The organism is Streptomyces sp. NPDC050548, from assembly GCF_044457385.1.
GTDB lineage: Bacteria > Actinomycetota > Actinomycetes > Streptomycetales > Streptomycetaceae > Streptomyces.
This window is the reverse complement of the sequence record NZ_JBITGV010000001.1, coordinates 47,399-62,366: the sequence shown is the minus strand read 5'-3', so window position 1 is coordinate 62,366 and position 14,968 is coordinate 47,399. Positions and strand designations below refer to the sequence as shown.

Here is a 14,968-nt window from a genome sequence, read left to right as displayed (position 1 = left end):
CCATGACCACGAAGGTCAGGTCGGGCCGGTCCATCGTCGTGTAAGTCACACCGGAAAGTGTGTTTCGGGGGCTGAAATGGCGGGAAACAAACGTGGTTCCGCTACAGGGGGGGCGTCTTGGTGCGGGCCGGGCGCACGAACGGCGCGGGCCTGTGCCTGGTCACACGTGTCCGTCAGCGCGGACCGCCGTGGATCTTGGGGCTCCGGGTCGAACTTTACGTCAACTTGGCACGGATGACAGTCCCGGAAGGGTGACGATAATCCTGCAGCCACGGTCGGATTCGGCCACACCGATCCGGCCGCCGTGCAGGTCCACCGCCCAGCGGGCGATCGCCAGGCCGAGGCCCGTACCGCCGTCGCTGCCGGGTCCGTGGGGCGCGCTCACCGCTCCCCGGTTGAACCGCTCGAAGATGTGCGCCCACTCCGCCTTCGGGATGCCGGGCCCCTCGTCCAGGACCTCCAGCTCCAGCGACTCCGGCAGCACTCCGCGCCTTGCCTTGACCGTCACGCGCCCGTGCGCCGGGCTGTGCTTCACCGCGTTGTCGATGAGGTTGGCGACGACCTGGTGGATGCGCTCAGGGTCCGCGAGCGCGGTCAGCTCCGGCGGGGACACGTCCAGGTGCAGATGGACGTCCGTGCGTGTGTGGCTGCCCGAGCCGGACGCGATGCCCGCGCGCGCGGAGGCGACCATGTTGGCCTCCTTGAGCACGCCCGAGAGATACGGCCACACCTCGAAGCGGCGCGTCTTCAGCGGTACGACGCCGTTGTCCAGGCGGGAGAGGTCGAGGAGCGTCTCGACCAGACGTCCCAGGCGCTCGGTCTGCTTCAGTGCCGTCCGCATGGTCTCCGGGTCGGCGGCCGAGACGCCGTCGACGACGTTCTCCAGTACGGCGCGCAGGCCGGCGATGGGGGTGCGCAGCTCGTGCGAGACGTTCGCGACGAGTTCCTTGCGCTGGCGCTCCTGGGCCTCCAGCTCGTCGGCCATGACGTTGATCGTCTCGGCCAGGTCGCCCAGTTCGTCGCGGCGGTTCTCGCGCACCCGGCGGGTGTAGTCGCCGTGCGAGATGGACCGGGCGACCGTGTTCATCTCGTCCAGCGGCGCGGTGAGCGAATGGGCCACGAACTGCGTTATCAGCAGTGTGGCGATCATCGAGAAGACCGTGATGAAGCGCAGCTCCGTCGCCGTGCGCATGGCGATCATCATCAGCCCGGTGGTGATGAGCACCGAGATGACGACCAGTGCGCCCAGTTTGGTCTTGATCGAGAACGGGCGTACGCCGCCCCAGGGCTCCCCGGGGCTCCTCCGTGACGTCGGCCCGCCGCTCATGGCGTCGGAGTCTCCAGCGCGTAGCCGACACCGTGCACCGTGCGGATCCGCTCGGCGCCGATCTTCCGACGCAGCGCCTTGATGTGGCTGTCGACGGTGCGGGTGCCGGAGGCGTCCGCCCAGTCCCACACCTCGGCGAGCAGCTGCTCGCGGGAGAGCACGGCACGCGGGGTGTTCGCCAGGCACACCAGCAGGTCGAACTCGGTGGGCGTGAGATGCACGTCGTCGCTGCGCACCCGTACCCGGCGCTGCGCGTGGTCGATCTCCAGCTCGCCCAGGCGCAGGATGCCCGAGCGCGGGGTGGAGGCGGCCACCACGGCGCGCTCGACGCGGCGCAGCAGGACGTGCACCCGGGCGGCCAGCTCCCGCATGGAGAACGGCTTGGTCATGTAGTCGTCGGCGCCGACCCCGAGCCCGACCAGCATGTCGGTCTCGTCGTCGCGCGCGGTGAGCATCAGCACCGGCACCGGACGGGCGGCCTGCACCCGGCGGCAGACCTCCAGGCCGTCGAAGCCGGGCAGCATGATGTCGAGGATCAGCAGGTCGGGCTGCCAGGCCTCGGCGGTGTCGACGGCCGAGGGCCCGTCGCCCGCGGTCTGTACGAGGAATCCCTCGGCGCGCAAACGGGCCGCGATGGCGTCGACGATCGTCGGATCGTCCTCGACCACGAGCACCCGGCGCTGTGCGCCCGGCGTGGCCGTGGCCGTACCGTTGTGGGAGGTGTGTGTCTGCTCCATCGCCCGCCCCTGAAGTGTGCTTTCCGGAACCAGTGGGGTGATCCCATGACTGCGCTTGACGCTTGAATGATCCGCGTCAGGGAAGCAGGGTACGGGCAGTCACGGCGCCTTTGCTATCCAGGTCGTACGGCGAGGTGCACCACGTCGGGAACTCCTCGGGCAACGGGGATCTCTTCGGTACGCACCTGCTGGAACCCGGCATTCCATAAGGTTCGCTCAAATTCCGGAGAGGGCTGTGCCGACCATACGGCGAGTACCCCGCCAGGCCTCAACACCCTTGCACAGCTTGCCAGTCCGGCCGGTGAGTAGAGGTTGTCGTTGCTGTCGGTGACGGTCCAGCCGGGCCCGTTGTCGATGTCGAGGCAGAGCGCGTCGAAAGTGGCGCAAGTCTCATTGACGAATGCGACCAGGTCCGTTTTCAGAATGTCGGTGCGCGGGTCGGCGAGAGCGGACGCGGAGAGCTCCGACAGCGGCCCGGAGAGGTGCCATTCGACGATCGCGGGCTCCCGCTCCACGACCGTGATCCGGCCCCAGCGGGGGTCGGCGGCGGCGTGCGCGAGGGAGAAACCCACGCCCAACCCGCCGATCAGTACGTCCGGTCGGGGGCGCCCGTCGAGCGCGGCGTACGCGGCGTCGACCAGCAGCCGCTCCGAGCGCCCGTCCGAAGTGTCCATCAGGAAGCACCCGTTGGCGATGATCTGCAGCAACTCCCCGTGCCGGCGCAGCACCACCTCGCCGTAGGGGCCCTCGCGACGGTCCAGGACAAGGGGATTGTCGTACGCGGTGGTCATCCGCGCACGGTACCGGGGGACGCGTGAGAAAGCTTTCGGGTTGCTGTGAATCGGCTCTCGCGTGGCGTCGGTCATAGACAGCGGCAGGCGGGACGGCGAAGGGTGGGGTGAAACGGAAGGAGTCCCTCACGGTGGAACGGACCGCGACGGCCGATACCCAGGCCTCCGCCACGCCCCTGGCCGAGGAGGACTCCCCCCTGCTGGATGCGATGCCGAGACAGCGTGAAGTGGTGGAAACGGCCTGGGAGTCGGGCCGTCCCGCGGTCTCCGTCTCGGCGTCCACCCCCGCGATTCCCCGCGTATCGCGCATGCCGGCCGCGCTGCGCCTCCTCGCCCCCTGGCGGCTGCTGCCCACGCCCAACGGGACGCCGTTCACCTTCGGTTACGCGTCGCTGCTCGTCGTCACCTCGCTCATCGCGCAGTACGCCGATCCCACGCTGGTGAACCAGTTGCACCAGGCCTCCAGCACCGATGTCACCCACCTCCTCCGCGACCCGTTCCTCGTGCTGGTCGCCAGTGCGCTGTGGATCGTCGGCGGGGTGCTGTCGCCGTACGCGTTCCTCTTCCTGCTGGTGCTGACCGCGCTGGAGCGGCGGATCGGCGGGGTGCGGGCCGCCGGGGTGTTCCTGACCGGGCACATCCTGGCCACGCTCGCGACCGAGGGCACCGTGGGGCTGGCCGTGCTGGCGGGACATCTGCCCGACACCTCGCTGCACCGCTTCGACTACGGCATCAGCTTCGGCGTCGCCGCGAGCACGGGAGCGTTGGCCGGTCTGCTCAGGCCCTGGCTCGGGCTGCCGCTGCTCGCCCTCTTCGGCTGGACGCTGGTCTCGGACCTGATGGCGTTCACCGACCCCATGACGAACTGGGGCCATCTGATCTCGCTCACGATAGGCGTCGCGACCTGGCCGTTGATACGGCGCTGGCAGCGGGCCGAGCGGATGGCCCGGTTCGCGCTCCCCCGGGTCGGGGTTGCCCGAGTCTGACTCCCCGCTGTAGAGATGGTGCGGACGGCCGAGCACGGTCCTGGACGGGGGAGGTCCAAGTGGCGGACACGGGTGCGGAGACGATCGCGGTACGGCGCATCGAGCGGGCGATCACGGCAACCGGCCTTGTGGTGGCGGGAGTTGCCGAGGACCAGTGGGTGAACCCCACTCCGTGCGCGGAGTGGGACGTACGAGCCGTCCTCAACCACACAGTGGGCGGGATGCGCATCTTCACCGCCGAACTGAACGGCACCGATCCGGGCGGCGAGCACGAGTCCGACTGGCTGGGCGCGGATCCCCGGGGCGCGTACGCGGAGGCGTCCGAGACCGACCGTGCGGCCTGGAACCGTCCCGGTGCCCTCGACACCACCGTCCACATCTCGCTCGGCGCGCTGCCCGGCCCGATGGCCGCGCTCATCCACTTCACGGAGATCTGCGTCCACGGCGTGGACCTGGCGGTCGCGACGGGCCAACAGGCTGTGGTGGACGAGGAGTTGTGCGGGGAGCTGCTCGCGGTGATGCACGGCCTCGGCGGCTTCGACGCGTACCGCGTGCCCGGTGTCTTCGGTCCCGAGGTCCGGCCCGCGCCTGGGGCGGCCCCGCACGGGCGGCTGCTGGCCTACCTGGGCCGCGCGGTCGCCGCCCCGCCCCGGCCGGAAGGGACCGTCTCCGTGAAAGCGTGACATTTCCGCCCCGGATGTCACGCTTTCGCGACTCACCCTCCGTGTTCGTCCCGGCTCGGGTCGAAGTCGTCCGGACGGTCGCGGCGGAGTTCCGCGTACCGCTCCGCGAGGACATCGACCGCCTGGTGGATGCCGCACCCCAGGGTTTCGCGGATGGTGGCGATCGCGGCGACGGTCCGGTGCCGCAGGATGTCCCGGTCCACGCTCTCGGGCAGTTGTTCCATGAGGCCGTGAGCCTACCCGTCGGCGGTCGAGGGCCCGGAGGGCGAGGGCGCGCAGACCGGTGAGGTCGGGGACGGGCTCGTCCGGCCCGTAGGTGGGGGTGGGCCGGCTCGCCGCCCGGGCACTGCGCGGCGACCAGGGCCGCCGCCGCGACGGCTTCGTCGCCGATGTTCGCGTCGGCCCTGACGCGCGTCCGTGGTGGTGTCCCGCATCGTGGCAGCCACCACTGACATCGGCCGCCGAAGCAGCCGTACGCCCGGGAAGCACCGACCCCGTTTCCGTGTTGACCTGCACGGAGACGGGCCCGCTGCCGCTGATCGCTCACGGCGAACAACAGGTGGGGAACAATCGAAGACGCCCAAGCATTGAGTCGGCATAGCTCAACTTGACTGCCTAAGGGGAGATCATGGCTTCGACGTCCACACCGCTCACCCTGCCCGTGCTGCCGCTCGACGACGAGGTCGTGCTGCCCGGAATGGTGGTTCCGCTGGACCTGAACGACACCGATGTACGCGCCGCCGTGGAGGCCGCCCAGGCCGCCGCCCGGTCCGAGCCCGGAAAGCCCAAGGTCCTGCTGGTGCCACGCATCGACGGGACTTACGCGAGCACGGGTGTGCTCGGCACCATCGAGCAGGTCGGCCGGCTGGCCGACGGCGACCCGGGCGCGCTGATCCGCGGCCGTAGCCGCGTGAAGATCGGCGCCGGGACCACCGGCCCCGGTGCCGCGCTCTGGGTCGAGGGCACCGCGCTCGACGAGAGCCTGCCCGAGCCTTTGCCCGGCTCCGTTTCCGAGCTGGTGAAGGAGTACAAGGCGCTGGCCACCGCGTGGCTGCGCAAGCGCGGGGCCTGGCAGGTCGTCGACCGCGTGCAGGCCATTGACGATGTGTCCACCCTCGCCGACAACTCCGGTTACTCACCTTTCCTGACCATTGAACAGAAGATCGAGCTGCTGGAGACCGCCGACCCGGTGGCCCGCCTCAAGCTCGCCACCCAGCACCTGCGCGACCACCTCGCCGAGCAGGATGTCGCCGAGACCATCGCCAAGGACGTGCAGGAAGGCGTCGACAAGCAGCAGCGCGAGTTCCTGCTCCGCCGCCAGCTCGAAGCCGTCCGCAAGGAGCTGCGCGAGCTGAACGGCGACTCGGCCAAGGACGGCGAGGAGTCCGACGACTACCGCGCCCGGGTCGAGGCCGCGGACCTTCCCGAGAAGGTCCGCGAGGCCGCCCTCAAGGAGGTCGACAAGCTGGAGCGCTCCTCCGACCAGTCGCCCGAGGGCTCGTGGATCCGCACCTGGCTGGACACCGTCCTCGAACTCCCGTGGAACGAGCGGACCGAGGACGAGTACGACATCCGGGGCGCCAAGGCGATCCTGGACGCCGAGCACGCCGGCCTGGAGGACGTGAAGGCGCGCATCACCGAGTACCTGGCCGTGCGCAAGCGCCGCAGCGAGCGCGGGCTGGGTGTCGTCGGCGGGCGGCGCGGCGGTGCCGTACTGGCCCTCGTCGGTCCGCCCGGTGTCGGCAAGACCTCGCTCGGCGAGTCCGTCGCGCACGCGATGGGACGGAAGTTCGTGCGGGTCGCGCTGGGCGGTGTGCGGGACGAGGCGGAGATCCGGGGCCACCGGCGTACGTACGTCGGCGCGCTGCCGGGCCGTATCGTCCGCGCCATCAAGGAGGCCGGGTCCATGAACCCGGTGGTCCTGCTCGACGAGATCGACAAGGTGGGGTCCGACTACCGGGGCGACCCGGCCGCGGCTCTGCTCGAAGTCCTCGACCCCGCGCAGAACCACACCTTCCGCGACCACTACCTGGAGGTCGAACTCGACCTGAGCGACGTGGTGTTCCTGGCGACGGCCAACGTGCTCGAAGCCATCCCGGAGGCACTGCTCGACCGGATGGAACTGGTCCGGCTGGACGGCTACACCGAGGACGAGAAGGTCGTCATCGCCCGTGACCACCTGCTCCCGCGCCAGCTGGAGCGGGCGGGGCTCAAGGACGACGAGGTCGTCATCGACGAGAGCGCGCTGCGCAAGCTCGCCGGTGAGTACACCCGTGAGGCGGGCGTCCGCACCCTGGAGCGGTCGATCGCCCGGCTGCTCCGCAAGATCGCCGCGCAGCACGAACTGGGCGAGCGGGAGCTGCCGTTCACGGTGACCGACGCCGACCTGCGAGGGCTCATCGGGCGGCCGCACCACGTGCCCGAGTCCGCGCAGGACCCGGCGGAGCGCCGTACGGCGGTCCCCGGTGTCGCCACCGGCCTCGCGGTCACCGGCGCGGGCGGTGACGTCCTGTACGTCGAGGCGTCGCTGGCCGACCCGGAGACGGGTGCGGCGGGTCTGACCCTGACCGGTCAGCTCGGTGACGTGATGAAGGAGAGCGCGCAGATCGCCCTGTCGTTCCTGCGCTCGCACGGCGCCGAACTGGAGCTGCCCGTCGCCGACCTGAAGGATCGGGGCGTGCACATCCACTTCCCGGCGGGTTCGGTGCCGAAGGACGGTCCGAGCGCGGGTGTCACCATGACGACCGCTCTCGCGTCGCTGCTCAGCGGCCGGCTGGTCCGTACGGACGTGGCCATGACCGGTGAGGTCTCCCTGACCGGCCGGGTCCTGCCGATCGGCGGGGTGAAGCAGAAGCTGCTCGCCGCGCACCAGGCGGGGGTCACCACGGTGATCATCCCGAAGCGCAACGAGCCCGACCTGGACGACGTCCCGGCCGAGGTCCTGGACAAGCTCGACGTCCACGCGGTGACGGACGTCCGCCAGGTCCTGGAGCTGGCCCTGTCGCCCGCGACGAACGGCGCGACCCCGGAGGTTCCGGTGGCGGCGTGACGGACGCCACCGGTCAGGTGAAGGCCCGGGTCCCTTTCACGAGGGGCCCGGGCCTTCGTCGTACGTAGGTCCCACCCTGCGAAATACTGGCGAAACTGCGGGGACTTTCACGATCAGGAAAGCAGAACATGGGTGCTGACGTGCACAAGGACGAGGACAGAAACGACAGCGGGATCCCGGATCCCGATCCCGAATACCTGTCCCTGGAACGCGAGTTGACGTTCCTCTTCCGCCGGGCCCGGGCCAATCAGGGCGAGATGGCCCGTGAGGTCCACCCCGACCTGGAGTCCGCCGCGTACGGCCTGCTGGTCCGGCTGGACGAGTACGGCCGGCAGCGGGCCACCGAACTCGCCGCCTACATCGGCGTCGGCAAGGCCACCATGTCCCGCCAGCTGCGCGCCCTGGAGGAGCTGGGCCTGATCTCCCGCGAGCCCGACCCGGCGGACGGCCGCGCCTGGCTGGTCGACCTCACCGACGAGGGCCGCCGCCGCGTCGCACACGTCCGCGAGGCCCGGCGAGCCCGCTACGTCTCCCAGCTCTCCCACTGGGACCGCCGCGAGGTCGCCGAACTCGCCCGGCTGCTCCACCAGTTGAACGGCGTCATGGAGAAATGACACCGGAGTAGGGGCTCACAGCTCCGCGTACACGACCGTCGCGTCGTCGTGCGTCTTGCTCCGCCGCAGATACGTCCGCGTCTCCGCGTCGGCCCGCTCCAGCGCCCGTACCCGGCGCACCAGCTCCGCCGCCCCCTCCTTCTCCACGAGGGCGAAGCACTCCGCCCAGTCGCCCTTGCCGAACTTCTCCACCCACCTCGTCGCCCCGTCCGTCAGGGCGGCGAGGGCGCGGACCGCGCTGCGCGGGAGCGAGCCCGTCACCGCCCGCTCCGCGACCGAGGGATCGGCCGCGGCCGTGAAGAAGCCGCCCTCCTTGTTACGGAGCGTGGCGTCGATCAGCTCGTCGGTGGCGAGAGCGGCGCGCGGCAGCCGCGACAGCCGGTCGTCCAGTACGGCGGTCACCTCACCGGCCGGGGAGTCGACGAGCAGGGCGGAGTCCGAAAGGATCAGATATTCGATCTCCTCCGGGGACCAGCGGGCCAGCACCACGGTTGCCTGTGGGGTGCGTGGGTGAGAAAGGTCACAGGTGGCGGAGTGTGCCTCGGATGTTCGGAGGATCGCCCGGGAGAGAATTTCCGCCAGCGTCAGATCCCGGCAGGAAACGGTCAGTTCGGTCAGCGCGCCGCCCAGTCGCGCGGTGTACCAGGGGACCGGATGCAGACAGCCCGTCTCCCTCCTCGGCGGGGTCACTCCGTCCAGGACGATCAGTGAACCGCCCTGTCCCGAGGCCGGAAGGCCGACGCTCGCGAAGTCCTCGTTGGGGCGGTCCGGGCCGCCGGGCTCCGACACAAGTTCCGTACGCATTCGGCCAGTCTGCACGACGTCTTCACAGGGTCCGCAAAACGTTGGCACTGGTTACCGAATCGGCGCAGCCCCGCAGGTCAGACGCCTGGTTTGGGCTGGAATGGATCACTCCGGGAATGCGTGGCGGCGAATCCTGCCAAAGCCCGCCGCTCACGTCCAACCGGCGCGGCCCACAAGGCCGCAGGACGGGCCGCCGGAACTTGCCCGCCAACTCCCCAACGGGGTTCACTCCTTCGGGTGGCGGCCCGGACGATGCGCGACCGCTGCCCACCGGCACTGGGAGGGTCGCCGTACCGGGATGACGGAGCGTCACCCGGCCCCATGGGTATCACGAGTCAGGAATGCGAGCACCGGTGCAGAAAAAGCGGCCTCGGCGCACAGCCAAGCAGACGGCCCCCCAGGGGGGCGCCACCGGTGCCGCCACGCCCGACCCCGCGGGCAAGGGGCGCAGCACCCACGTCCGCAACCGGCTCATCGTCGCCGTGGCCGTCGTGGCCGCCGCCATCGCCGCCGCGGGTGTCCCCTCCCTCATCACCGCCTCCGGCCAACTCCACGACTCCCAGGACCTGGTGACGCTCGCCCAGCAGACCCAGGACGCCCTGTCGCTGGCCCACTCGCTCGCCGACGAGCGCGACGAGGTCACCTCGTACATCGCCGCCGGGCGCCCCAAGTCCCAGGCCCCCGACGAGGACCGCAGCGCCCGCGTCGACCGCCAGGTCGAGGAGCTGCGCGCCGACACCGACATCTCCGGCGCGCTCCGCTCGGACCTCGACGACGTCGCCGCCGTACGACGGGCCGCGCTCACCGGCCAGAACAGCGCCCTGGAAGCGCACATCGCGTACTCCGGCGCCATCACCGAACTGCACCGGCTCGCCGAGCAGTTGGCCGAGCAGATGCCGCCCCGGGCCGGCTCCGGCGCCTACGCGCTCGCCGAACTCGACGGCGCGGTCCAGCAGGCCGCCGCCGCCCGCGGACTGCTGCTGGCCGCACTGAACGTGCCGACCAGCACCAAGACGGTCATCAGCACCATCACCGGCCTCCCCGTCACCGAGACCACCTCGACGAGCGCCCAGACCAAGCAGCGCGACGCCCTCAGCGCCGCCGCCCAGCAGGCCCGGCTGCGCTCCGACGCCGCCCTCGCCGACTTCCGCGAGACCGCGACGAAGGCGGCCGTCGCGGGCTACGACTCCACGGTCACCGGACCCGAGGTCAACACCGCCGAGAAGTACCTCGCCTCCCTCACCGACCAACCCACGCTGTCCGACAGCGAGTTGGACACCAGCACCAAGAAGCTCGACGCGGCGCTCTCCGCCCGCGTCGACCTGATGCGCGGCGAGGAGTCCGCCCTCTACGAGCACCGCTCCAAGGACCTCGCCCAGCTGCGCGACGACGACGTCAAGGCGCTGGAACTCCGTGTCGCGATCCTCGGCGCCCTCATGCTGCTCGCCGTCGGCATCGCCACCGCCATGGCCCGCACCCTCACCCGCCCGCTGTCGGTGCTGCGCCGCGGCTCGGCCCGGCTGGCCGGCGCCGAGGACCCGGCGGCCGAGGAAGCCATCAAGTTCACCGGCCGCAACGACGAGTTCGCCCAGGTCGTCCGCTCGGTCAACTCCCTGCACGCACACGCCGTCGCCCTCCACGAGCGCATCGCCACCCTGGAGGCCGACCGCAAGCACCTCGTCGGCCAGCGCCAGCGGATGGCCGACGCCCGCGAGGAACTCCGCGCCGAAGTCACCGACTCCAGCGAGCAGTTGGAACGCCTGCGCACCAGCATCGGCGGCACCTTCGTCAACCTCGCACTGCGCACCCTCGGCCTCGTCGAGCGCCAACTCGCCGTCATCGAGGGCCTGGAGGAGCGCGAGCAGGACCCCGACCGCCTCTCCACCCTCTTCAAGCTCGACCACTTCGCCACGGTCATGCGCCGGCACAGCGAGAACCTCCTCGTCCTCGCCGGCACCGAACACGTCCAGCAGCACGCGGGCCCGGTCCCGCTCGTCGACGTCGTACGCGCGGCGGTCAGCGAGATCGAACGCTACGAACGCGTACGCATCTCCGCGCTCCCGCCGCACGCCCACGTGGCGGGCTTCGCGGCGGACGACCTCTCCCACCTCCTCGCCGAACTCATGGAGAACGCCAGCTCGTTCTCCCCGCCGGACGCCCCCGTCGAGATCTCCGGCTGGCTCCTGGAGAACGGCGAGGTCATGCTCTCCGTCCAGGACGAGGGCATCGGCATGACCGACGACCGCATGACCCGCCTCAACACCCGCCTCACCGAGTTCGACCCGGACTCCCCCTACGACCAGGAGGGCGAGGAGGGCCTCGGCCTCGGCCTGTACGTCGTGGCCCGCCTGGCCCACCGCCACGGCGTCCGCGTCCAGCTCCGCGACCAGAAGCAGGGCGGCATCGCGGCGGTCGTGGTCCTCCCCAGCCCCCTCCTCGCGGCGGCCCCGATGACGGCCGTACCGACGTCCGCACCGACGACCGGCACCACGCACTCCTACTCCCTCCCGGGCGCCGCGGCCGAGGTCAACTCCAACGTCCTGCACGGCCGTTCGAAGCCGGACGAGGACCCGCTGGTCGCGCTGGCGGAGCGAGCGGCGGAGAAGGCCGAACGGGAGACCCCGGCGGAGAAGGCGGTACGGGAATCCCCGGCCGAGACGACGATGGAACTCCTGCTGCCGCCGGCGACGGAGGACCTGTCGGCCGCCGACGGCGAGGGCGCCCCACAGGGGCCACCCGCACCCGACAACGAAAGCCGCACGGGCGGTGCGGGTGGGAGCGACGGCAAGGCCGACGGCGAAGCCGAGGCCGAGCACACCCGCCCCGACGAGGACCCCGTCACCGACAAGGGCCTCCCCAAACGCACCCCCAAGATCACCCGCCCCGAACAAGCCCCGCGCAAGCGGACCGGCACCGTGGACGCCGAAGCCCTGCGCCGCAGACTCGGCGGCTTCCGCGCGGGAGCCGCCGCCGGCTACCGGGACGTAGAAGCGGAGATCGCCGAACGGACCGGCCAGAACCCGGTCCCGGCACCCCGCGGCACGACCGCACCATCCGAAGAAGCCACGGGGGGCACCGTCGAGGAGGCAAGCAGTTGACCGCGCCCAGTACCTTCGGACTGAGCAGTGAAGCCCGCAACCTGCACTGGCTGCTGAGCAACCTCGTCGAGGAAGTGTCCGGCATCCAGTCGGTCGCGGTGGTCTCCTCCGACGGCCTGCTGCTCCTCTCCTCCGACCCGGACCGGAACGAACAGGCCAGAGAAGCCCTCGACACCAAGCGCACAGGACCGCGAGGCTCCGCGGCCGACCTCGCCACCATCGTCTCCGGCATCGGCAGCCTCACCATCGGCGCCGCCAAGCTGATGGACTCCGGCCCGGTGAAGCACACCATGGTCGCGATGGAGGAGGGCAGCCTGTTCGTGATGTCGATCAGCGACGGTTCGCTGCTCGGTGTGCACGGCTCCGCGGACTGCGACATGAGCGTCGTGTCGTACCACATGGCGCTCTTCGTCGGCCGCGCCGGCCATGTGCTGACCCCCGAACTCCGCAGCGAGCTGCGGAAATCCCTCGAAGACGCGTCCGCGGAGAGTGCCCGATGACCGGCGGCGGCAGCGGTGGCAGCGGCAGTACGCCGAACAGGCTCCCCGTGCGCGGCGGCGACCGCAAACCCGCCCGGGTGCGCCCCTACTCGCTCACCGGGGGCCGTACCCGCTTCGGGCATGTCCTCCTGGTGGAGACCCTCGTGGCGGCGCTCGAAGCCCCTGAGGAACGCAAGGAGTTGACGAACGGTTCGCTCAACACCCGGGTCATGCCGGAGATGCGAGCCATCGTCGAACTCTGCCGCCGTATGCGCACGGTGGCCGAGATCGCCGCGCTGCTGAAGATGCCGCTCGGCGTGGTCCGCGTGCTCCTGAGCGATCTCGCGGACCAGGGAAAGATCCGTGTGTACGGAACCGGGACCGGTCACGGCCCGGGCCGTCCTGACCGCGCTCTGCTGGAAAGGGTGCTGAGTGGACTCCGTCGTCTCTGACGCCGCCGCCTACGGCGTCCCCCCGCTCCTCGACGACGAGGAGCAGCCGCGGGCCTGGCAGTTGGACCGCACCCGCGCGCCGGTCGCCACGAAGATCGTGGTGGCCGGTGGTTTCGGCGCAGGCAAGACCACCATGGTCGGCGCCGTCTCCGAGATCCAGCCCCTCCAGACGGAGGCGCTGATGACCGAGGCCAGCGAGGACACCGACGACCTCACGGGTACCCCGGAGAAGACGACCACCACGGTCGCCATGGACTACGGCCGCCTCACCCTCGACGACGACCTGGTGCTCTACCTGTTCGGTACGCCGGGCCAGCAGCGGTTCTGGTTCATGTGGGACGACCTGGTGCGCGGCGCGATCGGCGCCGTCGTGCTCGCCGACACCCGCCGCCTCAAGGACTGCTTCCCCGCGCTGGACTACTTCGAGAGCTGCGGACTGCCGTACGTCGTCGCGGTCAACCACTTCGCCGGCAGCGAGCGGTTCGACCCGGAGGATGTGCGGGAGGCATTGACGATTCCCGCGCACATACCTGTAATGATCATGGACGCACGGCGGCGGATTTCGGCCATCGAGACCCTGCTCGCGCTCGTCGGCCACGCGCTGGACGTCACTCCCGAGTAGCCGCCCGAGCAGTCCTCAAGCAGCCGCGACCCGATCAAGGAGCCACCACCCGCATGCGGAAGATACTCGTCGTCGGAGCCGGCCAGTCCGGGCTCCAACTCGCCCTCGGACTCCAGTCGCACGGGTACGAGGTCACCCTGATGTCCAACCGGACCGCGGACGAGATCCGCACCGGACGGGTCATGTCGACGCAGTGCATGTTCACCACGGCACTGCAGCACGAGCGCGATCTCCAGCTGAACTTCTGGGAGTCCCAGGCCCCGAAGATCGAAGGACTCGGCGTCTCGGTCGCCGCGCCCGGCTCGCACGACCCGGGGCCGACGCAGCGCGTGATCGACTGGGTGGGCAAGCTCGACGGGTACGCGCAGTCGGTCGACCAGCGGGTCAAGATGGCCGGCTGGATGGAGACGTTCGCCCAGCGCGGCGGCCAACTGGTCATCCACGGCGTGGCGGTCGGCGACCTCGACTACTTCTCCCGCACGTACGACCTCGTCCTCGTCTCGGCGGGCAAGGGCGAGCTGGTGTCGATGTTCGGCCGCGACCCGGAGCGCTCCCCGTACACCGAGCCGCAGCGCGCGCTCGCGGTCTCCTACGTCCACGGTCTGGGCCCGCGTCCCGAGCACCCGGACTACGACGCGGTCCGCTGCAACCTGGTCCCGGGCGTGGGCGAGTTGTTCGTCATGCCGACGCTCACGACGTCCGGCCGCGCGGACATACTCTTCTGGGAGGGCATACCGGGTGGGCCGTTGGACGTCTTCAACGGTGTCAAGGACCCGGCGGAACACCTCTCCCTGACCCTGGAACTCATGGAGAAGTTCACGCCGTGGGAGTACGAGCGGGCGCGTGACGTCGAACTGACGGACGCGGGTGGGACGTTGGCGGGGCGGTACGCGCCCACGGTCCGCAACCCGGTCGGCCAACTCCCCGGCGGCGGGCTGGTGCTGGGTGTCGCCGACGTCGTCGTCGCCAACGACCCCATCACCGGGCAGGGTTCCAACTCCGCGGCCAAGTGCGCCGCTTCGTATCTCGCGTCGATCCTCGAACACGGGGAGAAGGAATTCGACGGGGACTGGATGCGCGCGACGTTCGAGCGGTACTGGGACACGGCGCAGCATGTCACCAAGTGGACCAACGCGATGCTCGGTCCGCCGCCCGAGCATATTCTCAACCTGATTGGTGCGGCTGGGCAGTTGCAGCCGGTGGCGGATCGGTTCGCCAACGGGTTCAATGATCCGGCTGATTTCGAGAACTTCTTCTATGAGCCGGAGAAGACGGGGGCGTACCTCGCTTCTGTAGCTTCCTAGGCTGCGGGTCCGTTGTGGCTGG

Annotated in this window: 14 protein-coding genes; 9 read left to right on the top strand and 5 right to left on the bottom strand. The window is 70.4% G+C overall.

The window, feature by feature from the left end; all coding sequences use genetic code 11:
- Positions 1-220: 220 nt before the first annotated feature.
- The 3 genes from ACIBJH_RS00275 to ACIBJH_RS00265 form a co-directional block, all read right to left on the bottom strand.
- Positions 221-1,327, bottom strand: a complete 1,107-nt coding sequence (locus tag ACIBJH_RS00275) for a sensor histidine kinase (RefSeq protein WP_399114637.1) — start codon at positions 1,325-1,327, stop codon at positions 221-223.
- Positions 1,324-2,064 (bottom strand): response regulator transcription factor, encoded by a 741-nt coding sequence (locus ACIBJH_RS00270; protein ID WP_399114636.1) that lies wholly within the window; start codon positions 2,062-2,064, stop codon positions 1,324-1,326. The genes ACIBJH_RS00275 and ACIBJH_RS00270 overlap by 4 nt, the downstream gene beginning before the upstream one ends.
- 113 nt (positions 2,065-2,177) lie before the next feature.
- Positions 2,178-2,855: a spermidine synthase gene (locus tag ACIBJH_RS00265; RefSeq protein WP_399114635.1), complete on the bottom strand. Its 678-nt coding sequence runs from the start codon at positions 2,853-2,855 to the stop codon at positions 2,178-2,180.
- A gap of 131 nt (positions 2,856-2,986) precedes the next feature.
- Between ACIBJH_RS00265 and ACIBJH_RS00260 the strand changes: the two genes are divergently transcribed.
- Together ACIBJH_RS00260 and ACIBJH_RS00255 are read left to right on the top strand one after the other, a co-directional pair.
- On the top strand, positions 2,987-3,841 hold the full coding sequence (locus tag ACIBJH_RS00260) for a rhomboid-like protein (RefSeq protein WP_399114634.1): 855 nt from the start codon (positions 2,987-2,989) through the stop codon (positions 3,839-3,841).
- A 59-nt stretch (positions 3,842-3,900) separates the two neighbouring features.
- Entirely contained in the window at positions 3,901-4,524 is a 624-nt protein-coding gene (locus ACIBJH_RS00255; protein WP_399114633.1) for a TIGR03086 family metal-binding protein, read from the top strand.
- 32 nt (positions 4,525-4,556) lie between these two features.
- On the opposite strand, the gene ACIBJH_RS00250 is transcribed toward ACIBJH_RS00255, so the two are convergent.
- Positions 4,557-4,748, bottom strand: coding sequence for a hypothetical protein (locus ACIBJH_RS00250; protein WP_399114632.1), 192 nt, complete (start codon positions 4,746-4,748; stop codon positions 4,557-4,559).
- Between the two features lie 404 nt (positions 4,749-5,152).
- Between ACIBJH_RS00250 and lon the strand changes: the two genes are divergently transcribed.
- Positions 5,153-7,573, top strand: a complete 2,421-nt coding sequence (lon, locus tag ACIBJH_RS00245; protein WP_399114631.1) for an endopeptidase La — start codon at positions 5,153-5,155, stop codon at positions 7,571-7,573.
- 128 nt (positions 7,574-7,701) lie between these two features.
- Entirely contained in the window at positions 7,702-8,187 is a 486-nt protein-coding gene (locus ACIBJH_RS00240; protein WP_399114630.1) for a MarR family winged helix-turn-helix transcriptional regulator, read from the top strand.
- Between the two features lie 15 nt (positions 8,188-8,202).
- Here the strand turns inward: ACIBJH_RS00240 and ACIBJH_RS00235 are convergent, their stop codons facing one another.
- Positions 8,203-8,991: a protein phosphatase 2C domain-containing protein gene (locus ACIBJH_RS00235; protein ID WP_399114629.1), complete on the bottom strand. Its 789-nt coding sequence runs from the start codon at positions 8,989-8,991 to the stop codon at positions 8,203-8,205.
- A gap of 353 nt (positions 8,992-9,344) precedes the next feature.
- Between ACIBJH_RS00235 and ACIBJH_RS00230 the strand changes: the two genes are divergently transcribed.
- Genes ACIBJH_RS00230 through ACIBJH_RS00210 form a run of 5 tightly spaced genes read left to right on the top strand, consistent with a single transcriptional unit; the run spans position 9,345 to position 14,946 of the window.
- Positions 9,345-12,089: a nitrate- and nitrite sensing domain-containing protein gene (locus ACIBJH_RS00230; RefSeq protein WP_399114628.1), complete on the top strand. Its 2,745-nt coding sequence runs from the start codon at positions 9,345-9,347 to the stop codon at positions 12,087-12,089.
- Positions 12,086-12,589: a roadblock/LC7 domain-containing protein gene (locus ACIBJH_RS00225; protein ID WP_399114627.1), complete on the top strand. Its 504-nt coding sequence runs from the start codon at positions 12,086-12,088 to the stop codon at positions 12,587-12,589. Before ACIBJH_RS00230 ends, ACIBJH_RS00225 begins: the two co-directional genes overlap by 4 nt.
- On the top strand, positions 12,586-13,020 hold the full coding sequence (locus ACIBJH_RS00220; protein ID WP_399114626.1) for a DUF742 domain-containing protein: 435 nt from the start codon (positions 12,586-12,588) through the stop codon (positions 13,018-13,020). The genes ACIBJH_RS00225 and ACIBJH_RS00220 overlap by 4 nt, the downstream gene beginning before the upstream one ends.
- Complete coding sequence (locus ACIBJH_RS00215; RefSeq protein ID WP_399114625.1) at positions 13,001-13,642, top strand: GTP-binding protein; 642 nt, start codon at positions 13,001-13,003, stop codon at positions 13,640-13,642. The genes ACIBJH_RS00220 and ACIBJH_RS00215 overlap by 20 nt, the downstream gene beginning before the upstream one ends.
- Before the next feature lie 53 nt (positions 13,643-13,695).
- A complete protein-coding gene (locus ACIBJH_RS00210; protein WP_399114624.1) occupies positions 13,696-14,946 on the top strand; it encodes a styrene monooxygenase/indole monooxygenase family protein in 1,251 nt (416 codons plus the stop codon).
- The last annotated feature ends 22 nt before the right edge of the window (positions 14,947-14,968 follow it).

Bases quoted from the DNA above. Each gene is read 5' to 3' on its own strand.
- ACIBJH_RS00275 (WP_399114637.1), bottom strand. From the start codon at position 1,327: ATGAGCGGCGGGCCGACGTCACGGAGGAGCCCCGGGGAGCCCTGGGGC.
- ACIBJH_RS00270 (WP_399114636.1), bottom strand. From the start codon at position 2,064: ATGGAGCAGACACACACCTCCCACAACGGTACGGCCACGGCCACGCCG.
- ACIBJH_RS00265 (WP_399114635.1), bottom strand. From the start codon at position 2,855: ATGACCACCGCGTACGACAATCCCCTTGTCCTGGACCGTCGCGAGGGC.
- ACIBJH_RS00250 (WP_399114632.1), bottom strand. From the start codon at position 4,748: ATGGAACAACTGCCCGAGAGCGTGGACCGGGACATCCTGCGGCACCGG.
- lon (WP_399114631.1), top strand. From the start codon at position 5,153: ATGGCTTCGACGTCCACACCGCTCACCCTGCCCGTGCTGCCGCTCGAC.
- ACIBJH_RS00240 (WP_399114630.1), top strand. From the start codon at position 7,702: ATGGGTGCTGACGTGCACAAGGACGAGGACAGAAACGACAGCGGGATC.
- ACIBJH_RS00235 (WP_399114629.1), bottom strand. From the start codon at position 8,991: ATGCGTACGGAACTTGTGTCGGAGCCCGGCGGCCCGGACCGCCCCAAC.
- ACIBJH_RS00220 (WP_399114626.1), top strand. From the start codon at position 12,586: ATGACCGGCGGCGGCAGCGGTGGCAGCGGCAGTACGCCGAACAGGCTC.
- ACIBJH_RS00210 (WP_399114624.1), top strand. From the start codon at position 13,696: ATGCGGAAGATACTCGTCGTCGGAGCCGGCCAGTCCGGGCTCCAACTC.